Here is a 24261-nt window from a genome sequence, read left to right on the forward strand (position 1 = left end):
AATATCAAAAATAAACTCATTAATTATTCATACAAAATATTTACTGTAGCAATTGAGTTAGCACTTCCTGGTGTTATTGTACTTCCTGTTTTTATATAGCGCGCTTTCCAACCAAAAATATAATCGCCAGATGCAACCTGATTTTGTAAACTATTTTTAGTATTTAATTTGATAGGATTATTATTTTTATCTAATAATTGAATTCCAATTCCTGTAGCTTGATTTGCACCCGATAGTTTTAATTTACCTGTATTTACATCAATATATCCAGCACTACTAGTCACAGTAGCTTTAATATTAGTTCCCGCAGCACAACTTAATGTAATAGGAATACTTACATCTTTACTTACATCACCAATATTTTTAAATTGCGTATCATACCAAGTGCCCATATTAACGTTATAACTTGATGATTTAGTTGTACATTTCAAAGAATTTACTCTTATTGCATTTAACGGTAAATATAATGATGATATATTCCAAGTAGTATTTCGAGGTAATGTATTATTTTGTACAACTTTAGCAAGCATTCCCCAATTCACACTTCCTGATTCAGTAACCCTACCTGTTTTTAATATTTTAACAGTCCAGTATGGATTTATTATTGTATAATGATTTCCTGATGGATCTATTATATTACTATGAGTTAAATTTAATAGTCCTAACTCATGTAGTTTAACTTGTATACCAATACCAGGAATATTGGTCTGCACTATTTTATTAGCATTAGGTACCCAACCATTAATATAAGTACCTGAGATTGTTGAATTACCACATTTTCCATCGTTACCAGAAAATGTATTTATAGGTCCATTTTTATAATTTATACGAAATTCATCTAATACACGAGTTCCCATATCATCATATTGAATTGAATAAACTTTATTCGGTATATCCACTCTAATATTTCTTAGATTTGGATTTTGAATACAAGCAGAAAAAGTATATGTGGAATAAAATAAGACTCCACTTAATAAAAGAATAGATTTAGTGTTTACATGGCGCATTTTTATCTCCTAACTTATCTATTATTTTAGTTTTCATCTCTTTTTGTTCATCTTCATCTAAAATAAAAAATTGGCTTAAACAAATATCAAAAGCACGAGCATATTGATAAAGTCTATCCAAACTAACTCTATTAATACCTCGTTCATATCTTGATTGCTGCTGTTGACTGATACCAATTATTTCCGCCAGTTCACTTAAAGTATACCCATTCATAGATCTATAATAAGCTATTTTTTTCCCAATTATTTTTGAGGCAGGATAAATATGACTCATTTTCATTTCCTTTATTATTCGTTAATTATAAAGAAGCGTAAATTCAAGATGACTTTTAAATGAACCCACAGTGATATTACTTCCATAACCTATAATTCTTGCCGATAAAGGAAATTCAGCATTGTGTGTCTGCTGATTAATGTTCACTATTAATTTTTCATTATTTTTTATAATACTTTTATTTAATTGTGTTGCGATATTTAATGCCGTGTTTTTTGCTGTTCCATTATTAATAAAATATTCCGGATAATTAAAATCAATGATTCCATTTAAGGTCATTGTGACTTTATTCGTTGTTATTGGGCAATTTTTTAATTTTATAGAAAAATTAACCCAATCTGATTTTTGATTGTTTTTAATATTTCTAATATTTATTTTATTAAAATCAATCAAATAATTTTTTGTTTCTAATTCACAAGGTGATGCAATCACAGAACCATAAACATTAATATTAACAACACTTCCTACTGCAAAAGGAGAACATAAAAATAGTAGGGATAATGGTATGATTTTATACATAATATTCCGCCTCTACATATAGACTATAGTTGCTGTAATTTTTGCAGATACCGTGCCTGGTGTTGCATTTCCAAGCTTACTAAATGCTCTTGTTCTTAAAGGAATATTCACTGAGGATTGACCATTAACTGCAATATACAGTGATTTTTGGTTACCTAATGGTATTAATCCATTACTATTTTCATTCTGCAATTGCACAGCAATATTCTTTGCAGTTCCTTCATTTCTATATAAGTTATTTACATCAGCATTGTCTGGTGTCCCAGAAAATGTTAGCTTTACTTGATTTATTGTGGGTGAACAATTAATTAATTTAATCGTAAAATTATTCCACACTGAACTCGAATTTGTTGTCTTAAATAAATTTGCTGGCATCTCTTTTAAATCAATATTAATATTATTTCCTCCAGAAATATTACAAGTTGCTGCTCTAATATCTCCAGAAAAATTAACAGTAACCGTATCCCCAGCGAGTAAAGGAAAACTTATTATTACACTGGTTATTAAAATAAAAAATCTTATTAATATAGTCATTTCACTTTCCTACGCGTAGCAAATATCGACAGCTATAAAAGGAATAACTGGGTTTAATATATTAACTTTAATGCTATTTAAATTTACTACTGACAAGTCACAGTGATTTTATAGAGTCCTAAATAATCAAGAACACCTGATAAATCATAATTTACATGACATGTTTCATTGTTGTATTTAATAGTTAAGTTTCCGCGTTGTTCTAACCCCGATAAATAAACCTCTCCATCATTACCAACAATACTATTCAATTGGCTGTTATCTTTAAAAATAACTTGAGCACCAAATGGAACTGGTTTTTTATTTGCAAGATTAACCGTCATCAATACGCGATAACCCACGTTAGCAGAAAAATCAGCTTTGACTAAAGCACCTCGACTAGGTGAAATCGTTTGGCTAGTCAATTCCATTTCTGTATTTTCAGGCAGCATTAATGTATCAATTTCTAAGGTATTCTTGCGATACGGTGTAACGTAAGGCACTAATGCATAGCCCATGCTATTAGTTTTGACACCCGCTTGGTTTAGTATCGCAACATCACCTGCATTGGGAATATCAACAATTGCAGACGTTTCACCCAGTTGTTGTCCAAGGACTATTCCTCCAGAGTGAGCAACTACGCTACCATTGACCCCATAATAAAGATTATGGTTATCTTTCCCGTAACTATACCCCCCCGTAATATCACCTAGTTGACCTTTATAGGATGCATTGATATTTCCAGAAGATCCTTGATCTTGGTTGGTAAATCCTTGCTGTGCGCTCCAATTTAATCGATTATTGAGTTGAGACGCAGAAATTCCGACACTTCCTGTACTTGCATTGTTACTACTACTATTTGTATTAAAGTTATAATAGAAAGTATCGTCAAATACACTAAAAGGTACACTTACTGAAAAGGCAAATTGATGTTCATCATCACTTTGTGTTTTTTCTCCCGTCACATAAGAGTAACGATTAGTATTTTTATTATAGGTATAGTTCATCCCATAACTGATACCTTGCCAGCTATTGTTATAACCTAACGTTGCTGATTGTGTTTTTTTATTACTATTCCAGTAATCTTCTTTTATATAACCGATAGCTAAAGAGCCATTTCCTTCGCCTAAATTCTGGTTAATCGTAATTTCAGCACGATTACGGCGACGTTCAACTTCTGGACTATAATTTGTACGTCGAAAACTATCGAATACTTCAGATAAGCTATAAAAACCGTTTGTAGAATAACGATAACCCGCTAACGCTATATTTGTGCCCACATCGTTCAGATTTTTATTGTATCTAAAACGGTAAGATTGCCCTTGCTGCTTAATACCATTATCAAAAGTTGAACTTGCATGTGTAATATCGACAGAAATTGCACCAAAAACACCTAAATTTTTTCCTGCCCCCAAAGAATAAGATTGATAGTCTTGGCTTAATTGGCTACCACCATAAGTTGTCACTCCATAAGGTAGGCCATAAATTAATGTAAATTGTCCAAACTTAGTTTTATCCACATTCTTATCATAAGAGCGATATTCACCTCCCGTCACACTATAAGATAAATAGCCTTCACGTTGTAAAACAGGCAAAGAAGCAAATGGCACGATTTGATGCTGTTCACTCCCATTAGATTCTTTTATCGTGACGTATAAATCCCCACTACTCCCTGTGGGATATAAATCATTAATCTCAAAAGGCCCTGCTGCGACTTCTGTCTGATAAATAATATATCCATTTTGCTTAATAGTAATTTGGGCATTACTGCGCGCAATACCTCTAATAACGGGAGCATAACCTCTTAGACTTTCAGGATACATATCATCATCTGTTGATAATTGAGCACCTCTAAATGGCACACTATCAAAAATAGTAGATGGAGAAACACCATCACCTAACATTAATTGGCTTTTTATCTTATTTATATTACGCGATAAATAAGTGTAAACAGTATTCCACTTTCCTGATTGATTATCTGAATTTGACCATGTGGTATAATTGCGCAATCGCCATGCCCCAAAGTTCAATCCAGGTCTTAAATTTATATAATGCGACGTTTCACTTGAATTATTATCTTTGCGATCGTAATTTCTCGACCCACTGTAGCTATAATTAAGCAAAAGTGCAGTGATACCATTATCTATCTTATTTAAATCTATATACCCTCGCGGGTCCTTAGATAAAGCAATTTGAGGAATACTCAAATATAACCTTTGAGAATCAAATTCTAATTCACTTTTAGCATCAGGTATCGCAGATAAATTCACACAGCTATCAGTCACTGTATACAGTTTTGGGTAATCTGTTGTTTTAACACCAAAATCATTAAGATCTTGCATTGATAAACAGGGAATAAGTTGATTATTCTTATTTTTTTCAAATCTAATATTTTTAGTTAAAATCAAGTTAGTATTTACATAAATATCAACGTAATAATTCCCCGCTAATTGTTGGTTATTTTCGAAAGGAGATAAATCGATACTTTCTTTATCCGACGATTCAAGGAAATCAGGATCAAAATAAATATTATCTGACTTGTCGTTTTCCGCATATGATAAAGCCGTATAGCCCAAATATAAAATTAGGCTAATACATATTTTGCTAATTTTCATATTAAAACCTAAATTTATAATTTATTATATTTTAACTTCTGATAAGTTTACGCTAGCACCATAGTCATTAATAACTTCCCAGTTTATCGTGCCATGTTCATTACCATCATTGATATCAAATGATTTTGTTGAAAAAGGTTCAACATAAGAGACATCATTTACTGATTTCCCATTAAAATTAATCATCTGAAAATTAAAATAATAGGGTGTTGGATTATTTACACTAATTTTATTTCCAACTTTTGACCATATTAATTTTTTCTGCTCCTCCTCAAAATTTACCTTTTTTAAATTTTCAGGTCGGTAAATTAATTTCATTTGAGTCTTAAAAGCAATCTGCAATGAATTTTCTGTTTTTTCTGTAGCTGGTATTGTTTTTATATTTAGCCAAAATAGAGACTCTTTATCACTAGGCAAATTCCCTTCAGTTAAAAAAATCCTCAGTGTATTCGCCTTATCTGGATTTAATCTAAATAAAGGTGGAGTAATGGTAAATTTTGACTGTTTATTTTCATTAACATCATCTATCCAAGACTGGATTAAATAGGGAATTTTATCTGGATTTTCAACATTAATGCTAACGTTTTTATTCCCTTCTGAATAAATAACTCTAGTTCCGCCAATAATAACGCCAGCAGAAGATTGACTAATAAAAAAAAGAATAGAAATTAAAAAGACAATAATAGACTTCATATTATCACCACTGTATTTTTATAATAAGGTTCAAGTCCTTTTAAACCTTAATTTATATTTAATCTTATTTAGTTATAGTTAATAGTAAATGTTGCATTACCATTTGCTAAACCCGCAGTAACAGAATCTGTTTTAGCAATATAACGAGCTCTAAAATCTAAATTATTTTCAATATTTTCTTTTAATGGATAGGCTTTAGATGCTGTAAATAAAGGTACTACAACATTCGCATCATCCGTAATTTGAATACCCACTCCAGTTGCTACACCCGACTCTTTTTTCAGGGCAATAACACTGTCATCACCTACATATGAATCTGCATCAAATTTAACAGATGCAGTGGTCACTGTTTTAGGGCAATTAATTAATTTAATTGTGAATTTTGTCGCTGCGGCAGTACTTCCTGTACTTGGTAATGCTTTTTTAGAGACGGTGCCTAAATTAACTTTTAAAGCATCAGAACCTGCGGCTAATTCACATGCGTTATCAATAATTTCCCCTGTAAAATCAATAGTACCATCCGCTGCTAATACATTATTAGTGACAAAGATAGTCGTTGCAGCAATTAATGTTGCAAGTAAGTTTTTTCTCATTTTTTTCTCCGATTAATTTTTATTAATAAAACCAAATTAATTACAAAATACTTAATTAACTCAGTATGTGAGTATTATCTAATTGTTTTTTATAATAAACAAGTTTTGGTTATAGCAGTATAATATTCACTTTTTTGATTTGAATCAGAATTTAAAACCAAGCAAACTCTTTATTAGTTAATCAATGAAGTTTATTTTTAATAATTTTAAATTTTCATATATTGATACAACATTGTTAAATCAAAATAAAAGTTAAATACTATTTTTTATTATTAAATAAATTTTTTATTTCATTTTATAACGCATATGGTGTGAATAAAAAAAAGTATTATTTCCTCTTAACAATAAAAGCCACTTTTTATTCTATTTGATTAAATTAAACCCTTAATGTGCTATTTTTGAACAAAATTCGGCTTAACTTATCAGTTACAAATTAAACATAAAAAGAATAAAACGATATTGCATATAAAATATATGATTTAAATACTGATTTTTATATAAAAAAAAGAGCAAGGATCTCCCTTGCTCTGATTTAATATCGGAGTGTTTTTTTAGATAGTTATATAAATTAAATTATAACGATTAATTTAAAAACCACTTCTTATTAATCTTAGTCAGCAACATTCTTATCTGGCATATAAGAGCCAATATTATAGGCTTCTAATTTTGGTGCTTTATCAGAATTAAGATCAAAATTAAATATCGTTATTGTGCCCGGTGTTGCGGGTAATAAAAACTCAGGTGACAGATTTAAGAATACTTTGCAGGCTGCACGAATAACACCACTATGCACAACCGCTAATAAATCACTGTCTTCTTTATGTACCCAGCCTTGTAATGCCGCACCAATGCGATCACAAAAATCAAACCAATTTTCGCCTTTAGGTGGTGTATATGTTCCTGCTCGCCAATTCTTGTATTTATCTGCATGATGTCTTATGAGTTCTGGTTTTCGCTGCCCCGTCCATTCTCCCATATTTAATTCACGCAATAATGGCTCTTTAACTGCTTCAGGATGACCAACAATTTCTGCGGTTTGTACTGTTCGCCCTAAATCTGACGTAATAATCCTAGCGGGTGATAACAATTTAATACTCTCTTTTATCGCCATTGCTTGGTTAATGCCTTTTGGTGATAAACAAGAATTAGCATGTCCTTGTAAGCGTGATTCCATATTCCATAAGGTTTCACCGTGTCTTAATAAAATTAGTCTCATTATTATTCCTTAATTTAATGGTTTAAAGACCATATCCAAGAATTTGGAACCAAGTGAATATCGCAATAGAAATTACCGACGCACCGACAAAGCAGGTAATTAATCCATATTTCATTTGCTCTAACACACTAAAGTAGCCGCTTGAGAAATAGATAGTATTTACTTTCGAATGTGGTGGTAAGGTAATGGTATAAGTCAGTGTAAATGACGCAGCTAATGCCAATGTAACCGGATCCATGCCCAATGTTTTAGCAAGTGCAATAATGGCTGGAATTAAGATGGTTGTTTTTACTGTTTTACTGGTAAAAATTAAATGGCTATACATGCAGATAAAGACAACCACAATATAAACCATTGTAGTGCTCATATTTTCTAGTCCAAGCCCATAAACCATTTTACCAATTAGCCATTGTGCGCCTTCTGTAGATTCTAAGGTATTACCTGCCGCATAAGCACCTGCTGCAAATATCATTAGATCCCATTTGATATTGGCTTCATTCCACGTTAATAAGCCAATACGAGGCATTAGGCAAAGAATGGCAGCAATAACAGCAGTCATATAAACGCTAATTTTGAAACCAAACATATCTTGGTGATAGCTTTCGGTTGCCCATAAGAACACCGCCATTAAAAAGATATACATGGCTTTTTTCTCATTCTTAGTTAATGCACCAAGTTGAGAACGTTCTTTTTTTAATTTCTCTAGTGAACCTTCAAAATCCACTTCTCCTTTAAAAGAGAATAGTTTTAATCCAATAAAAAAGGAGATAGTCATACCAACAATAGCTAATGGGAAAGAGGCGATTAGCCAATCCATATAACCAATAGAACCGCCAGCTTGTGAATTGATAAATCCAACCGCAATAATATTAGCGGCAGTACCTGTCATTACACCGGATGTTGCCAAGGCATCAGCTTGTACACCTTGCAACATCATTAATTTCCCGTAATTACTTTTTCCGGGAATTGCCTTATGTATCTCTAATAAGATCATACAAATAGGCACCATTAATGTTGCACGTGCAGTCGTTGAAGGAACAAAGAAAACTAAACTGAAGTTAATTAAAATAAGGACAAATAACGCTTTTTTGGGTGTTTGCCCAAATTTGGTGATCATCCATAAAGCAAAGCGTCTGGCAATATTCGATTTGATCATGGCGGATGTTAAAACAAATGCAGAAACCATCAGCCAAATAACGTCATAACCTAATGTACCGAAAACCACTTTCTCTTTTGCAACCGTTCCCGTTATTGGAAGTAAAACAATAACGAGCATTGAGGTTAAATAAATGGGTAAAGAACCACATACCCATAGAATTAACGCCGCACAAAAAATAGCAATGGCTTTTTGCCCTTCAATACTTAATCCATCTGGTGTTGGCATAAAAAATAAAACGAGCAATACCAATAAAGCTAAAGGTATTCCTATTGTTTTTAAGGTTATTTTCTTACTGTTTTGTTTTGGTGATGATGGCGCTGGTTTAGCGATGTCATCTCGCTTCGCAGTCTTTTCCATAACCGATTCCTCTTAATGTGTAGGGTAGGAAGTCCAGTATAGAAATATTGAGGTATAAAGATAATTGTATTAATATATTATAACTATAAAAATAATTTATGGTGTTGATATGAATTTAAGCCAACTTGATGCTTTTCTACTCCTTGCCAACGGTTTTAATGTTACTGAAACCGCAGAACGCCTATTCTGCACTCAACCCAGCGTGAGTATTAAAATCAAAAAACTAGAAGAAGAATTGCAAACAACGTTGTTTGAAAGGATCAATAATCGGCTTTATTTAACCCCCCAAGGTAAGGTTTATCAGCAGTACGCAACCCAGATTATTAATTTAGTAAAATCCTCTTCTGAGCATATGCGACAATTCGATGATCCCTCTAAAGGTGAAATTAAATTTGGCGCTAGCCATTTTGTTGGCGTTTACCTATTACCTCAAATTATGGCGCAGTTTAGAGAGCAATATCCCGATGTGAAATTAAGCATGGATATTTCAAGCTCAACACAACTTATCCGTAAACTTGATACCCAAGAATTAGAATTTTTGATCATGTCTGATCATATCTATTTAGATCCGACGGAATATCATCTTGATACCTTTCTTATCGATCCCTTAGTGCTTATTTGTTCACCTGAACATTGGCTGGCAAAAAAGAAACATTGCAGATTTTCTGATATTGCATCAGAAGTTTTTCTGATCAAACCCGAGCACTCTGCTACCCGTGATTTTTTATTAGATAGAATTCAAGAAAATAATAAAGAGCTCAAAAATGTGATGGAAATAAATAGCTTAGAAGGAATAAAGCAGGGGGTTATTCACGGTTTAGGGATCTCAATTTTATCTCGTTTATCTATCATGCAAGAATTAAAATTAGGTCTTTTATGTGAAATTGCATTTGATGATATTCAGTTTAGCCGAGGTATTCGCTACTTTTATCATAAAGAAAAGTATATCTCTCCAGCCACCAAGAAGTTTTTATCTATCTTACAATCTCAAGCTCAAATTTTAACGAAAGATATTAATAATTAAATTTATTAGCTGAATTCTTAGCCCTATTATTTTAAGGATATCAGCGTATCAATATCCTCATTAAATCGTTATTATACTCACGTTTATCCCATTCTATTTGCTATTGTTTAAAAGGATTTTATGCGCAGAACACTCTCGTCTTATCACCCTATTCTTTATACTTTGAGAGTGGCACAGCGTCGTTTATTTCGTTCTCTTAGTTGGCGCTTTTCAGGCCGAAAATACAGCAGAAATGTTCAACCAGAACAACGGCTTTCTTACCGTTATTTAAAACACACATCTAAATTAATTAGTCGCCGTGGCGAAAGTGATATTCAATTACAATACAATAAAATAACGAATCTTAAATTAGTCGAAAAAGCGTTAGATGGCATCGTAATAAAACCGGGTGAGTATTTCTCTTTTTGTTATTTAGTCGGTAAGCCTAGCTATAAAAGAGGCTTTATTGATGGTATGCAGCTTTCCTATGGTGAAGCAAGAAAAGGTGTAGGCGGTGGAATTTGTCAGGCGAGTAATTTAATACATTGGTTAGCACTGCATTCTGAATTAAAAGTGATTGAAAAGGCAAATCATAGTTTTGATCCCTTTCCTGATGAAGGACGAGTACTTCCTTTTGGCTCAGGAGCTGCTATTTTTTATAACTATGTAGATTTAGTCTTATATAATCCAACGCCTTATGATTACCAAATTAGATTACATGTCGCTGAACATCAGTTAGAAGGCGAACTCCTTTGTAGCGAAGCAAGGGAATATCGTTATCATATTTATGAGAAGTCTTCTTCTTTTATCAAAAAGGGGGAGCATGTATATCGCTGTAATGAAATTTGGCGAGATATTTACACTAAAAACAATGTGGGTGCTTTTCCTCAATTAATTACATCAGAATTACTTTATGAAAATAGTGTGGTCGTGAAATATGATATTTCAGATGAACAACTAAGTTAATTTACTTAAATATATCTTTATTACTCGATTAAAATATTAATTTAATATTCTAATTTTATCTTCTTATTCTGAATAAATAATGATATCCCTCTTAAAATTAAGAATGCCTTAAATCGGAGTGTTCTTTTTATCTTAAGCTACTTGAGTTATCAAATAGAAACCTTATGTACTTATTATGGTCAAAAAATGGTGATTATGTTTCTATTTAATAGGTCATATAATGATGATAAAAATTGATTATCCACAAAAATTAGAAGTTGGTGATATCGTATTTACGTGTATTGGTACCTCTTTATTTCGTCAAATTTCCTCAGCTTCTTTATGCTGGAGTAATCATGTTGGCATTATTATTGGTCATAATGGTGAGGATTATTTAGTTGCCGAAAGCCGAGTTCCACTTTCAACCACAACCACATTAACCCGATTTATTAACCGCTCTGCGGGCAAACGTTATGCAATACGCCGGCTATCAACACAACTCTCTGATGAACAAAAAAATGCACTTGTTGCACAAGTTCCTGAAAGATTAAATAAGCTTTACCATACAGGTTTTAAATACGATTCTTCCCGCCAGTTTTGCTCTAAATTTGTTTTTGATATTTATAAATCAGCACTCTCTATTCGTGTGGGTGAAATAGAAACATTCCAAGAATTATTAAGCAAAAATCCTAATGCCAAATTACAATTTTGGAAATTATGGTTTATTGGGCAAATACCTTGGGAAAGAACCACTGTCACTCCAGCAAGTTTATGGCAACATCCACACTTATCTTTAGTTTATCGAAGCCATGAAAATATTAATTAATACAAAGCATTAGTGTTATAAAAAATAGAGAAAGAAATATCACTTACGATATTATTCATTGATAAAAATCCGAATAATAATCAAACCCTCTCTTTGTAATAGAGAGGGTTTTGGTGTAAAACTAAAAAACAATGTTTTGTAAATATAACTTAATTACTATTCATCTATTATTCGTCATTTAGGGATCACTATGAAATACCAAGATGTTACGAAATCACCCTGTGAGAATGCTTATTTTTTAGTTTTTAACCTCACCCATTCATCTGAAAACCGCGATACACTGATCGATTTTTGTAATAATTTTTCTGGCCTGATACGTAGTATGAGAACACGTTTTCCTGAATTGGAAACAAGTTGTGTAATGGGATTCGGTGCAAATGCATGGGCTACGTTATTTCCCAATCAACCTAAACCCAAAGAGCTAAATACCTTTAAAGAAATTAAAGGTAATACTTATACTGCGGTTTCTACTCCGGGCGATCTCTTTTTCCATATTCGGGCCCTCAAAGTTTCAGCCTGTTACGAATTAGCATCTATCATCAGCCAAAAGCTAAAGAATATAGTTACGCCTGTTGATGAAGTTCATGGATTTAGATATTTTGACGGACGTTCTATTATTGGTTTTGTCGATGGAACTGAAAACCCAGAGTATGAAGATGAACGTGCTTCTTATGCCGTAATTGGTGATGAAGATCCTGAATTTACAGGTGGCAGTTACGCCTTTGTACAAAAATATATACACGATATGGAAGCATGGGAAAAGCAGCCTCTTATCGAACAAGAAAAAGTCATTGGTAGACATAAATTTAATGATGTGGAATTAACCGATGAAGAAAAAGAGCCCGGCTCACATAATGTTGTCACCAATATTCAAGATGAGAATGGCGAAGATTTAAAAATTGTCAGAGCCAATATGCCTTTTTCCAATCCATCTAAAAATGAGTATGGTACTTACTTTATTGGTTATGCACGTTATTTTTCAACAACTAACCGTATGTTAGAAAATATGTTTGCAGGCACACCTGAAGGGCATACGGATAAATTACTTAAATTCAGCACCCCGGTAACGGGTACATTATTTTTTATTCCATCCCCCGAATTTCTAGATGATCTAGCGTAATTTCTATTACAAGTAGATATATAGGCTTGTTACTTATATATCTACTTTCTATTCTGGTTTTTTCTGGATCAATTACAAACCAAATACATTAACGTAAAACTCTTTGCCGTCATCTGTACTTTCAATGGTATAAGTAATCGGAATAGAGTTTTTGCCGCCTTTGCCTTCAAAAGAAAGTTCAGCAGCACATGAGTAAGTATCTCTCTTCTCATCATGTTCACGAGTACGTACACTTTCTACCTTGATCTTAATTTGATCGATCACGGCAGCCATTTTTTGATCACGTAATTCGTCTTTTGTAATATCAACCACTAAGTTCTTTGCTTCAGTGCTATCACAATTAGGTGTTGCATCACCACATCCCACTAACGGTAACGCTAATGCACCTAATAAAGCTAATTTTAGAATTCTAGTTTTCATACTGGTTATTTCTTCCTTGCTCACGAGATAAAATAAATTTTTCAATATTTTACCTAATAATTATCTCGCAACAATATAGAGCAAAACAGTTAGAATAAGATAACGATAGAGATTAATATTTTGGCGTTAAGGTAAACATTAAGTAAAACCTACGGACTTTAACTCCAATATTAATGTGCTTCGATTTCTTGTTTGTTAATCACACCAATAATATCAACGCGAATATTTCGTGTATCCGCCCTTCCTTTATCATCTACTGCGCGAATACGATAGCGACCATTCTCTTTGGGATACCATTCTATTGAGCGCTGATTTGTACTATTCCCTAGATAAGCATCGTCAACAAACCAATAAATAATATTACTGTCATTATCCGTTGTCGCATTGAATACAATTGATGTATTTGGTGATGAAGTACGTCTTAAAGTATAAGTGGTATTACGTAATGGTGATAATATACGAGGAGGCATTCCTGTAATAGCCATATCTCCATTTTTACAGTGAGCAGTAGAAGGCGGAGTTCGCTTTGGTAGCCCAGCTTGAGCAAATACTTTAGCTAAATCAGAAGGCCAATATTCAAAAACTTCAATCTTAACCTGATCTTCATTATATGGAGGACAAACGACTTCTCCCGTCGCTTTATCAATTGCCAGAGGACGATAAATTGTATCAACTTTAATTGGTGATTTACCTGGAATAAACCATGTTTTACCTTTCCGCTGACACCATGGCGTAGGTAAATTGCCACTCGCCAAACAAATATCGACTTGCTTAATATTTTCAGGAAGCCTAAATTTAGGCTCTTTTAAATTAGGATAATCTGCAACAATATTATCTATGATGTTAAAAAATAGAGGTGCGGCTGCTTCAGCTCCAATTAACGCACTATTCCCTTTACCATCAAAATTACCGATCCAAACAACTAAAACATAAGGCCCAAAAATTCCACTACTCCATGCATCTCGAAATCCCCAAGATGTACCAGTTTTCCAATAAACGGGTAATGTCATTGATTTTTGCGCCAAAGTATCATCAGGTCTTCGATGTTGACTTAACATATCCAACGTAATAAAACTCGCTTCTTCACTTAATAACGGAATAGGCTTAGCAATAGCATCTGTACTTTGCATTCTTAACGGTTTAAGTTGACCTCGATTGGCTAATATTGCATAGAGCTTCGCTAATTCTTGTACTGTAATTTCACCGCCCCCTAATACCAGAGATAGTCCATAATGTCTTTCACTCGCCATATTGCTGATACTCGACATTTGTAGAAACTGGTAAAGCGTTGGTTTTTTCAGTTGAGAGGCTATCGACACAGCGGGAATATTTCGGCTGTAATTTAACGCTTGAGTGGCAGAAATAGGTCCTAAAAAGCGTAAATCAAAGTTTTCTGGTGCGTAGCTACCAAAGGTAGAAGGCACATCTTTTAAAATTGTTCGAGGATGTAAAATGCCTTGCTCTATCCCTAATGCATAGATAAAAGGCTTTAATGTTGACCCCGGTGAACGCTTTGCATTGGTGCCATTAACTTGCCCATGAATATCAGCATTATAATAATCAGCCGAACCAACTAGCGCTTTAACGCCCATATCTCGTGTATCAACAAGGATCACGGAGGCATTTTTAACACCAAGATGTTTATTTCGTTCAATAAACGCATCAACTTGTTTTTCAACTAGTTTTTGTAATGGAAGATCAATCGTTGTGACTATAGTTGTAGGTTTTCTTGGATTAAACTTTTCCTGCTTTTCAATTTGCTCAACTAAATGAGGGGCTATATAAGGCATCTTTTCAGGCTGGCGTAACCGAAGCGGTAATTGAAACAGTGCAGATAAATCGGCATCTTTAGGATGTTCTTCCAACCAATAATCATAAAGCTGATTACGCGTTTTCATTAAAGAAAGACTAATACCATCACTATTTGGCTCGATTCGGTAACTCGGTGATTGAGGTAATACGGCAAGTGTTAACGCTTCAGGTAACGTTAGTTCTTTAGGATTTTTATTAAAGTAAATCAGGCTTGCAGCACCAACACTTTCTATATTTCGCCCATAAGGTGCATAGTTGAAATAAGCTTCTAAAATATCATGTTTTGAATAGCTGAGTTCTAATTGAATAGCGCGTAATACCTGAACAAATTTGCCCCCTACTGTACGTGTATTTAATTGCCAATGCATGCGAGCCAGTTGCATGGTGATCGTTGAACCACCTTGTAATCGCTCACCATAAACATAACTGACAAAAAAGCCTCGAATTAAACTGTAAGGATTAAATCCAACATGATAATAGAACCAGCGATCTTCATATCGCATAGCGCTATTTATCATCAAGGGCGAAATATCGTCTAGATCCGTCCACAATCGATAACGTTCATCATTAGCTAATGTTAAACGCAGTAAATTTCCATTGCTATCATAGTAGGCAGTTGAAGATAAAAAGCTTTCTGATAGTGCTGGATGTGGAAAAAGACGAAATCCTACACAAAAGAGGGCGACTAAAAAGCCACCCATCAATATGTTTTGTAAAACTCGCTTGCTTCTCGTCATTCTAAAAAAACCAGAAACAAGCGTTTGAAACCCAAACTAATTTCATTTTACATTGCCATTATTTTGCGTCGGTTTGTTGACAGTCATAGCACCTTTACCAATCGCTAATGCTTGTATTTCTCTGTCATACATAGCTTCTGCAAATGCTGGCGGTATAGAGAATATTCCTGAATTAGTGGCTTTAATTTGGTAGACAAACTCTTGTACTTGTTGAGATGCAGTACCATAAATAATGACACGATCTTCTCGAATATCGCTGTATTCTGGCGACCAACGTGTTCCTTTGCTACCGGTTGGTGATAACCATTCGACTTCAGGATTGTCCACATCGTCCATTGATTGTTGTACAACTTCAAAACCACCAGGTAGCAAGTCCACCAGCACGACATTATTCACACCTTGTTTTGCATTCGCTCTGATTTTTATATGCACATAAAGCTTTTCACCCAAGGTTGCACTATTAACAACCTCGCCTTTTTCATTCACATAGTCACGAGAAATTTCTAATCCTTGTGAAAGTGCTTCTTTAGGTTGTTCACTATCAAAACCAGATTGTGTCACAACATACCAAGCTGCGTTATTCGTTGGGTTATTAAATAAGATCTCTTTAATACCTGCTTTAAACTGGCCTATCGCAGTGGCATTTGTCATAGATGAAATAACAACTGGTGGATTTTCACCACTTTTTACACTTACAGTTAATGGCTGTGTCGGCGTTGCCATATTTTGGATCTGTTTAGTGTAATGCTCTAACGCCAAGATACTCATTGCTGATGATTGTGTGGTATAGCGCTCTTCTTTAAAACTCATTACCATATTTTCCAGTAGTTGTGGCGGAATATCTCCCGCTTTTTCTGGAAAATGTTTCACAATCAAATACAGTCTTGTACTGTCTTGGATCAGAGGATCTAAGTAGTCATGTGACCACCACGCTTTACTATAAGCTTTGCTTAGCTCTTGCCATGTAGGTTTGAGCAATTCATCCGCTTGTTTATCCATTTTCAGCATTTTGTAAGATGCCGCTAGATATAAAGCGCCTAAATCACTTTGCCATGTTTTTGGATAATTCTTTTGCATTCGCGTTTGAATAGCCGCAATTTCACCCGTAGTCACTTTACCTTGACGTGTTAACAAATAGACGGCAAAAGCACGCATTCTAAGTTCATCTTGATTATTTAACCCAGCATTGACGGCAAGCTTAGTTAAATATTCATTGGATGAACGTAATAGCGTATCTGATACAGGGTAATTCGCCTCTTGTGCCTCAAGTAAGAATTGAACGACATATAAAGTCACAAATGGATCAGTCGATGGTGTTGAACGCCATGTTCCGATAGCACCTTGACCATTTTGGCGAGTCAGTAATGTTGCCATTGTCTGTTCAAGTTGAGTACGAATTTTATCTTGTGAATATATCGCCTTCATTTCAGGATTACGTTGATGGAATAACAACGGTATTGCCTGACTGGTTATTTGCTCTGAACAATTATAAGGATAATTAGCCAGATATTGCGCTAATGCGCTGCTTAGCACTAAAGGCGAGTAAGAAACACGTGCATCCCTTTTCGCATACTCATCATACATTTGGCGAATATATGTAACACTCTGCTCTTTACCATCCATACGACCTAAGCTTGATTGAGTGCGATAAGCTGAAGCTGGGCGAAGAGAGAGGTTCACCGTTCTTTGAGTCACTTTACCTTCAGTATTCACTGAGAAAGTGATAGCGCCATTACCTAATTGCGATTTCGCTTTTAATCTAAAGGAAACTACCGTTTCTTTTTTCTCACCTAATGTCAGTTGATAGCTGTTCTGTCCAATAACCTCTAATTGAGGCGCTGGTGTTATCGCCACATCGAGTTTTGTTGCAACGCCGTTAAGGTCAGTCAGATTATTTGCGATACCTAAAGTGACATCAAATTCATCATTAGGCGCCACTGTAGTAGGAATATGTGGACTTAATACAAAATCATCACGCACAGTCGTATAGCGTTGCGTATTTCCAATACGATTTGGTGTAACAGATACCGCCATAACTCTTATTTTGCCATTAAAATACTCTGGCACTTTATAGTTAAAGACAGCTTCTCCATCTACTTCTGTGATACCAGACCAATAAGCGACTGGCTCTTCTTTCTTGCGTTTAAATGGATTTAGATAGAGATCGACACCTTCCCCCGCATCACCACCCGGCGCTGAAGCCAGTGACATCATTTTGCTAAATTCAGGCAAAATGAGATCCAGTATTTGCGTGCTTTCAACTTCTAATGAGCACTTACGGAAAAAGTAATCCAATGGATCTTTTAATTTATATCGAGCAACTTGCAAGATACCTTCATCAACAGCAAAAACAGCAACTTGTTGTGGACTATCTGTTTTTACCGTAATCGGTAAGGTATCACCCGGTTTGATAACATCTGGTGACTCTAATTCGATTTGAGCTTGGAAGTTTTCACGACTGACTTTAAACGGTACAACGCCATAGCTAAGTGGGCTCATAAATATTTCATCAGAATTTATATCTCTAACAAATTGAACGTTGATGTAGCCATTACCTTGCAATTGCGCAGGAACACGGATTTTTTGTACCGAATTTGTTGTTGAAGATGTAAACCATTGCCAAGAATAAACCTTATCTTTCTCTATCGTGATAATACCGTTACCAACATAAGGAGCATTGATAGCAATCTCGATCTCCTCACCCGCTTTATATGTGTCTTTATTTAAAGTGAGTTGCAACTCGGCTTCGCGATCAAGTGAGCGAGTCACATTCGCATTACCCGCAACGGTGTAATTAATACGATTGAGTACACTGCCCTCTTTATTTTTGACTAATAATACAAAGTTACCCGGTGTTTGTGTTTCTAATGCAAAAGAGCTTCCCTTTTCATCAATGGAAAGTGAAACATCATCAATAAACACTTCTTTGAGTTTAGATTGATATTTATAAACACCTGAATTTTGTCGCGTCAAAACAGAGAGGTATTTTTGCTCATAGCGTTCTAACGTTAATGCTTCTTGATCAATTTGTTTTAATGTCGGATCAATTGCAATGAAATTGAGATTGCGCTGTGCATTTTGATTAATATAGTCAAGCGTTCCATCTGCTTTTACACCAATCAGATAATCATGAGGAGATACCATAACACGCGCAGCAGCCGTTACAGAACGACCACTTCCAGCATCAAATGCTTCAGAGATAAGTTGTAATTGATAAGTAGCATCATCATAAGATGTTAACCCTAAATCAATATCCGCCAGCCCTTTTTCATTCGTTGTTGTCTCTTCTAAATCGGTTTCAAAACTATCGTGATTACGACGGTTTTCATAAAAACGATAATCGGAATAACGTGAAAAATTAGGATAAATTGGCCTTAAGGTTAATTTAGAAACAACTCGTCTATCTTGTGCCGGAGTGCCAAATAAATTTTGTACATCGATTGAAGCTTTTAATTCAGAAGGTTTCACCCATCCTTGTTGTCTATCTGGCGTTAGATTAAGAGCAACCTTAAGTAAATCAGGCTCAAACTCTTTAACCACAATCGTTGTACTCCCTAATAAGCTGGCATCTTCATTATTTTTACCAACTAAATAGAGATAGATATTCCAATCTCCAGTGGGCGAGTTTTCCGATGTGGTATAACTTAATTCATTGAAACCAAACTCGTTTAACACCATAGATTGATTTAACATCAATGTATTACGAGGGTCTCGGACTTCAACACGCAAAGGTACGCCTTCAAGGGCTGTTTTCCAGTCAAAGGTACGTGTAATAAGACCAATATTGAAGGTTTCACCCGGTCGATAAACGCCTCTATCAGAAAATAAGAAGCTATCGAGAGTACGCGGATCTCTTGGTGTATCATCACCGAAGATATCAAAACGAGATAGGTTAAGTTGCCTATCGTAATAAGCATCTGTTGGTAAAAATGAAATATCGCCATCTTTTTCAACTAAAAAGAGAACGGCAGTTTGTTCATTTCTAAAATCTTTAAGATTAGGGAAAACGACATGACCATCAGCGCTAGTCATTTTGCTCAATAATGTTGTCCCGTTTTTAGCAATAACTGAGACTTTCGCATCGCTAACAGGCGCACCGTTATAGATAGATTGTATAAAGACATCTCGAGAACCATCAATTGATGATTTAGCAATGATCCCTAAATCTGTCACGACAACAAAGCGCGCATCAGAAAGCTCTTCGTCATCATCATCTTCGTAATATTCATCGTCATCTTCGTCTGTTTGGGATGCTTTATTAGGATCCCATGAAGAGAGTTTTAATAAAAATATACCGCGCCTAGCATTAGGATCAGCAGATAAATAGCGACTTAAATCGATACCTTTATATTGAATTTCACCTTTGTTTTCATTATTCAATGCTGTTTGATAAGTAAAGTGTTCCGTGAAATATTCATCATTAAGGCGAGAAAATCGTGTTGAAGTAAAGTATTTATCTTTAAAGGAAACAATGTGTTGTAACTGACCTGGAATAACTCGTTTTATATCAAGTTGTAGCCCTGGTAAATTACGAGCAGAAACGGTGATCCGCTTGTCACCCGTCATAGAAAGCAAAGCACCTTCAGAAACAAAGTTCAGCATTTGCGGATAGTCAGGCACACTGACAATTTGGTAACGATCTTCTTTTAGTTGGTATCCGCCCACAGATGTTATCCCACTTGGGATTTTAACCAATATGTGTCGATACGCTGGCGCATTGTATTTAAAAGCAAAATTGGCTTGATTTTCTTGCTCATTATCATTCATCTCAAGCGTTAGCTTCTCTGATTGAGCAAGAATAGTTTTACTCACATCATTCAAGTTCCAATCGTAATAATCGTCTTCATCTTGGCGAATGTCAGTATTCTCTAATTCTAAATTGTGTTGAGGCAATAACCACGCAGAAACTTCATTTTTTATCTCTTTTTCATTTAATTCATCACTTAATGAAATGATAATTACCCGCGCATCTTTCCCATTTTCAGACTCAACCAATTCGCTCTCTACATTTGAAACATTAAGGCTATATAGACTTGGGATCTCAACATGATATGTTTTTTCTTTTGATGTTGTATTGGCGGTTACTGTTGTGGCAATACCCGGTTCAATTTTAAGAAAAACCTTGCTACTAATGTCTTTTAGCGTTAATTGCTCTGAGTGAACCCAAGCCGTTAATTTTTTATTATCGTAATTGATGACATATTTCAGCTTTTCATTATCGCCATATTTCATTGAAAGGCGTTTTTCAAAACTCTGAATATCGACAGGAGCGTTAAAAGAGATCTTTATAATGGCGTGTTTTTGTGATGGATTTTGAGGATCTTGATAAAACTCACTATTTCCTAAACTGTAATCAAAAGAGGTTGTTTTAAATTCATATTTATTTGATTTCAATGAAAATTGTGGTGCTAATAGTTTAGTTTCATCAAGCTGAATTTTATATTCATTGCCCATAGCAAAAGGCTTTTTAGCTGTAAATACAAGGGTCGAGCCATTTTGCCACTGCCACTTACCCTCAATCGCAGGTGTTAATGTCACACCTTCGGTTACCTCTTTATCAATAAGTGTAATCGGTGCTGCTGATCGAGAAAAAGATAAAATGATTTTCTGTGGTTGAGGATTATCATTTGCATAATTGATTTGTGCAGGACCTATAAGCTTCACATTTACATTTTGTACAACGATAGGAGCGACATCGATAGGAACAGGTCGATTGAGATAACTGTGATAACCATAATAGCTACCAAATGACGCAACAATAAGAAAAACAATAGAACCTAATGCGGTTTTAGGGTGACCTACTATACCATTTTCGATCTTTCGCAAATGGCGGGCAACAAAGTCAATCCAGACAGGCGTACTCCATTGTATTTGCCCTATAAATGGGCTGAGTATCTTCTCTAAAAGACGAATACAAAAAACAATGATCCACCCAAATAAACGGATTAGTTTAAAAGGGAGAGAAAGTAAAAAACGCAGTACGTCCATATAGATAGTCCTATATTGCACCGATAAAAACGCATTTTTTTATCAGTAAAATTAAACCAAAAAGCAAAATAGATAACGCAACTATAATAAAGTAAGAATGCAGAATAAGAATGAATACTTATCATTAATTTATAATTTTATTATATAAAGATAGATTACATTCTTAATATTTTTTTCCTAGCATTCCATTCTATTTCAAGACTCTTCTGAGCATTAGTGTGGATCATCTTTTTCTAACAATCATTTAATGTTTAATAAAACACAGTAAAAAAGATAAATTTTGCGAAAGAAATCGCACTATTAAAGTGCGATTTACATTTTTATAGCGTAAATATTACTTCGCTATTAAAGAGTTATAGTTCTCTATCAAATATTTATATTCATTTGAAATTGTATTTATGCTACCTGATGTATCCTTATTCTCATTGAGTTTTTTCTCTAATACTTTTAACTCAATAACAAGTTGTTGGTATAGTTTTAAATACTCTTTAACTGAATAATCAGTACTTTTCATATTTTCTTTATTTAGCAATGCTTCATCACCAAATACTTTTCCTAATTCAATTGATTGTGCCTCAATTTTGGTAATTGCCGCAGAGAGTGCAGTCACATCAATTTTATCTGGATTCATTGAATCAAGAGTATTGGTTACTGTATCCAATGATTGCATAATTTGATAACGAACAACCAAGCCTTCTTTTTTCACTAATTCAAGCTCTTCAATATGCATTGCTTGGTAATAGTTTTCATATGCCTCAGCGGCTTTTTCTTTCTCATCGATTAGTTTGGCATAAGCATTTTTCACATCTTCATACAAAGTACTTGCTTGTGCAAAATCATCTAAGCGGTATGTTTCTTTTACAACGAGATAATCGCCCAACTTCAGCAGTTTCTTATATAGATCAACATAACTTTCACCATAAGCATTCCCCACAGCGTCTAACTCTGGGAGTGTAGGAGAAAATGTTTTCATAAATTCGAAAGACTCTTGAGCTCGTTCGGCGCCTGATTCGCTCAAATGCATAGAGAAGGTACTTCTAACAGGCATTAGCGCACTGTTCGCTTTCATTCTTTTTATTTGATCTGTCTCTGCTTCATTTTCGAGTATTTTGAAAGGTGTTAGATCAAGGGTTTTGCCATTATCAGAACTTAAACTTGTTAAAACTTTTTCCGTGTTATCTAAAAGATTAATGTTAATTGTGCCCGAAATTCTGCCGGTTTTTTTCTGAATGATGGTGCCAAAATCTTCGTTAAACGTTGCTAACCACAAGTTACCTTTTTCAATTTTCTGGCTAAATTGAACTTCATCAGATTGAGTGTTTTTTGAATCAGGCTTAGATTGTGTTGTTTGCTCTGTTTTATTTTTATCTTGCGAAGGTGTTCCTGTATTCGAATTTTCATTTGAATTATCACAACCTACTGCTGATATTAATAAAAAACTTATTATTGATACTAATATGCTCTTTTTCATAATCCCTCATTATATTATTAAGTAATAAATTCACTACAAACTATAATGAGTTTAATAATTAATGACTATTATTTATTTAATTAATTTGAAGCATCGCAACAATACTCTTGATAAGAGTATCGAGCTTTGATTAATAACGTATATTTACTTAAATGTAACGTTATATATTTATAAATATTTTTTAAAGAATTTATAGATATCCTATATTAGCTATTTTCAATTCCTTCTTTTAACGCCTGAGCAATAAGCTTTAATATAAAATCAATAAAGCAGGTACTATCACTCTGTTTATCAGCCTCACCTAATACTCGATAATAATCATCTTGATGTTGCTGGATCAGTGTTTCAACTGGTAACCAAGCAAACTCTGTACGCCATTTGCTTAAAATAACAGATTGCCATAATCGTCCCATCCGACCATTTCCATCAGAAAATGGATGGATGAATTCCAATTCATAGTGAAATACACAGCTTTTAATTAATGGATGAACATCAGTGGATTTTAGCCAATCAAATAAAGATGCAATCAATCTTACTATTTGGCTTGAAGGTGGAGCCATATGAATTAATTGACTATCACGATAAATACCAACATCACCATTACGCCAAGCCCCAGGATAATCTATAAGCCCTTGCATTAATAAAGCATGAGCATCAAGGAAATGTTCTGCATTATTACTATCCCAATCAGGTATTTTTTCATAAGCAAGAATGGCATTACGAACTTCTTGGATTTCTTTAATTGGGCCTAAGACTTGTTTTCCATCCATGATTGCAGTGATTTGTTTAGTCGATAAGCTATTTTGCTCTATCGCTAAGGAGGCTTGAATGGTACGAATACGATTTTCTTTGCGTAATTGTGGTGAAGCTAATTTTCCCGTCGCCGACCAATACCCTAATAACTCACTAATTTCTGCCACAGAGTTAAGAATTGAAGATGTAATTGTATAGGGGGGCGAATATTTACGGCTCATAATGTGGCTCTTTATGTTT

General features: G+C 34.4%; 18 protein-coding genes. 4 read left to right on the forward strand and 14 right to left on the reverse strand.

Annotated features, from left to right (window positions below; translation table 11 throughout):
• Nucleotides 1-23 precede the first annotated feature (23 nt).
• From ABN236_RS12030 to ABN236_RS12070, 9 genes are all read right to left on the reverse strand, one after another.
• The gene (locus ABN236_RS12030) at nucleotides 24-1007 is read right to left on the reverse strand and encodes a fimbrial protein (RefSeq protein ID WP_349474076.1); all 984 of its coding nucleotides are present in this window, start codon (nucleotides 1005-1007) and stop codon (nucleotides 24-26) included.
• Nucleotides 988-1281 (reverse strand): helix-turn-helix domain-containing protein, encoded by a 294-nt coding sequence (locus tag ABN236_RS12035; protein ID WP_349474077.1) that lies wholly within the window; start codon nucleotides 1279-1281, stop codon nucleotides 988-990. Before ABN236_RS12035 ends, ABN236_RS12030 begins: the two co-directional genes overlap by 20 nt.
• A gap of 21 nt (nucleotides 1282-1302) precedes the next feature.
• Complete coding sequence (locus tag ABN236_RS12040; RefSeq protein ID WP_349474078.1) at nucleotides 1303-1800, reverse strand: fimbrial protein; 498 nt, start codon at nucleotides 1798-1800, stop codon at nucleotides 1303-1305.
• Between the two features lie 12 nt (nucleotides 1801-1812).
• Complete coding sequence (locus tag ABN236_RS12045; RefSeq protein ID WP_349474079.1) at nucleotides 1813-2334, reverse strand: fimbrial protein; 522 nt, start codon at nucleotides 2332-2334, stop codon at nucleotides 1813-1815.
• An 86-nt stretch (nucleotides 2335-2420) separates the two neighbouring features.
• Complete coding sequence (locus ABN236_RS12050; protein ID WP_349474080.1) at nucleotides 2421-4928, reverse strand: fimbria/pilus outer membrane usher protein; 2508 nt, start codon at nucleotides 4926-4928, stop codon at nucleotides 2421-2423.
• A gap of 24 nt (nucleotides 4929-4952) precedes the next feature.
• Nucleotides 4953-5621, reverse strand: coding sequence for a fimbrial biogenesis chaperone (locus tag ABN236_RS12055; RefSeq protein WP_349474081.1), 669 nt, complete (start codon nucleotides 5619-5621; stop codon nucleotides 4953-4955).
• A gap of 68 nt (nucleotides 5622-5689) precedes the next feature.
• Nucleotides 5690-6214: a fimbrial protein gene (locus tag ABN236_RS12060; RefSeq protein ID WP_088494742.1), complete on the reverse strand. Its 525-nt coding sequence runs from the start codon at nucleotides 6212-6214 to the stop codon at nucleotides 5690-5692.
• 610 nt (nucleotides 6215-6824) lie between these two features.
• Nucleotides 6825-7430, reverse strand: coding sequence for a histidine phosphatase family protein (locus tag ABN236_RS12065; RefSeq protein ID WP_075674356.1), 606 nt, complete (start codon nucleotides 7428-7430; stop codon nucleotides 6825-6827).
• 22 nt (nucleotides 7431-7452) lie between these two features.
• A complete protein-coding gene (locus ABN236_RS12070; RefSeq protein ID WP_088494741.1) occupies nucleotides 7453-8946 on the reverse strand; it encodes an SLC13 family permease in 1494 nt (497 codons plus the stop codon).
• Nucleotides 8947-9055: 109 nt separating this feature from the next.
• Between ABN236_RS12070 and ABN236_RS12075 the strand changes: the two genes are divergently transcribed.
• From ABN236_RS12075 to ABN236_RS12090, 4 genes are all read left to right on the forward strand, one after another.
• The gene (locus ABN236_RS12075) at nucleotides 9056-9970 is read left to right on the forward strand and encodes a LysR family transcriptional regulator (RefSeq protein ID WP_349474082.1); all 915 of its coding nucleotides are present in this window, start codon (nucleotides 9056-9058) and stop codon (nucleotides 9968-9970) included.
• Nucleotides 9971-10090: 120 nt separating this feature from the next.
• A complete protein-coding gene (locus ABN236_RS12080; RefSeq protein ID WP_311755815.1) occupies nucleotides 10091-10915 on the forward strand; it encodes a VanW family protein in 825 nt (274 codons plus the stop codon).
• 226 nt (nucleotides 10916-11141) lie between these two features.
• On the forward strand, nucleotides 11142-11720 hold the full coding sequence (locus ABN236_RS12085; protein WP_349474101.1) for a YebB family permuted papain-like enzyme: 579 nt from the start codon (nucleotides 11142-11144) through the stop codon (nucleotides 11718-11720).
• A gap of 190 nt (nucleotides 11721-11910) precedes the next feature.
• Nucleotides 11911-12840, forward strand: a complete 930-nt coding sequence (locus ABN236_RS12090) for a Dyp-type peroxidase (protein ID WP_088494740.1) — start codon at nucleotides 11911-11913, stop codon at nucleotides 12838-12840.
• A gap of 72 nt (nucleotides 12841-12912) precedes the next feature.
• Here the strand turns inward: ABN236_RS12090 and ABN236_RS12095 are convergent, their stop codons facing one another.
• The 5 genes from ABN236_RS12095 to ABN236_RS12115 form a co-directional block, all read right to left on the reverse strand.
• Nucleotides 12913-13260 (reverse strand): hypothetical protein, encoded by a 348-nt coding sequence (locus ABN236_RS12095; protein WP_088494739.1) that lies wholly within the window; start codon nucleotides 13258-13260, stop codon nucleotides 12913-12915.
• 170 nt (nucleotides 13261-13430) lie between these two features.
• Entirely contained in the window at nucleotides 13431-15809 is a 2379-nt protein-coding gene (pbpC, locus tag ABN236_RS12100) for a penicillin-binding protein 1C (RefSeq protein ID WP_349474083.1), read from the reverse strand.
• A 42-nt stretch (nucleotides 15810-15851) separates the two neighbouring features.
• On the reverse strand, nucleotides 15852-21797 hold the full coding sequence (locus ABN236_RS12105) for an alpha-2-macroglobulin family protein (RefSeq protein ID WP_349474084.1): 5946 nt from the start codon (nucleotides 21795-21797) through the stop codon (nucleotides 15852-15854).
• Nucleotides 21798-22131: 334 nt separating this feature from the next.
• On the reverse strand, nucleotides 22132-23268 hold the full coding sequence (locus ABN236_RS12110) for a YiiG family protein (protein WP_349474085.1): 1137 nt from the start codon (nucleotides 23266-23268) through the stop codon (nucleotides 22132-22134).
• Between the two features lie 206 nt (nucleotides 23269-23474).
• The gene (locus ABN236_RS12115) at nucleotides 23475-24242 is read right to left on the reverse strand and encodes a Fic family protein (protein WP_349474086.1); all 768 of its coding nucleotides are present in this window, start codon (nucleotides 24240-24242) and stop codon (nucleotides 23475-23477) included.
• Between the last annotated feature and the right edge of the window lie 19 nt (nucleotides 24243-24261).

The organism is Proteus sp. fly-1013 (assembly GCF_040140245.1).
Taxonomy (GTDB): domain Bacteria; phylum Pseudomonadota; class Gammaproteobacteria; order Enterobacterales; family Enterobacteriaceae; genus Proteus; species Proteus mirabilis_B.

Excerpts from the sequence above, each read along its gene's own strand:
- ABN236_RS12040 (WP_349474078.1), bottom strand. The coding sequence starts at position 1,800 with ATGTATAAAATCATACCATTATCCCTACTATTTTTATGTTCTCCTTTT.
- ABN236_RS12030 (WP_349474076.1), bottom strand. The coding sequence starts at position 1,007 with ATGCGCCATGTAAACACTAAATCTATTCTTTTATTAAGTGGAGTCTTA.
- ABN236_RS12095 (WP_088494739.1), bottom strand. The coding sequence starts at position 13,260 with ATGAAAACTAGAATTCTAAAATTAGCTTTATTAGGTGCATTAGCGTTA.
- ABN236_RS12060 (WP_088494742.1), bottom strand. The coding sequence starts at position 6,214 with ATGAGAAAAAACTTACTTGCAACATTAATTGCTGCAACGACTATCTTT.
- ABN236_RS12075 (WP_349474082.1), top strand. The coding sequence starts at position 9,056 with ATGAATTTAAGCCAACTTGATGCTTTTCTACTCCTTGCCAACGGTTTT.
- ABN236_RS12070 (WP_088494741.1), bottom strand. The coding sequence starts at position 8,946 with ATGGAAAAGACTGCGAAGCGAGATGACATCGCTAAACCAGCGCCATCA.
- ABN236_RS12090 (WP_088494740.1), top strand. The coding sequence starts at position 11,911 with ATGAAATACCAAGATGTTACGAAATCACCCTGTGAGAATGCTTATTTT.
- ABN236_RS12035 (WP_349474077.1), bottom strand. The coding sequence starts at position 1,281 with ATGAGTCATATTTATCCTGCCTCAAAAATAATTGGGAAAAAAATAGCT.
- ABN236_RS12110 (WP_349474085.1), bottom strand. The coding sequence starts at position 23,268 with ATGAAAAAGAGCATATTAGTATCAATAATAAGTTTTTTATTAATATCA.
- ABN236_RS12105 (WP_349474084.1), bottom strand. The coding sequence starts at position 21,797 with ATGGACGTACTGCGTTTTTTACTTTCTCTCCCTTTTAAACTAATCCGT.
- ABN236_RS12115 (WP_349474086.1), bottom strand. The coding sequence starts at position 24,242 with ATGAGCCGTAAATATTCGCCCCCCTATACAATTACATCTTCAATTCTT.
- pbpC (WP_349474083.1), bottom strand. The coding sequence starts at position 15,809 with ATGACGAGAAGCAAGCGAGTTTTACAAAACATATTGATGGGTGGCTTT.
- ABN236_RS12065 (WP_075674356.1), bottom strand. The coding sequence starts at position 7,430 with ATGAGACTAATTTTATTAAGACACGGTGAAACCTTATGGAATATGGAA.
- ABN236_RS12080 (WP_311755815.1), top strand. The coding sequence starts at position 10,091 with ATGCGCAGAACACTCTCGTCTTATCACCCTATTCTTTATACTTTGAGA.
- ABN236_RS12050 (WP_349474080.1), bottom strand. The coding sequence starts at position 4,928 with ATGAAAATTAGCAAAATATGTATTAGCCTAATTTTATATTTGGGCTAT.
- ABN236_RS12055 (WP_349474081.1), bottom strand. The coding sequence starts at position 5,621 with ATGAAGTCTATTATTGTCTTTTTAATTTCTATTCTTTTTTTTATTAGT.
- ABN236_RS12045 (WP_349474079.1), bottom strand. The coding sequence starts at position 2,334 with ATGACTATATTAATAAGATTTTTTATTTTAATAACCAGTGTAATAATA.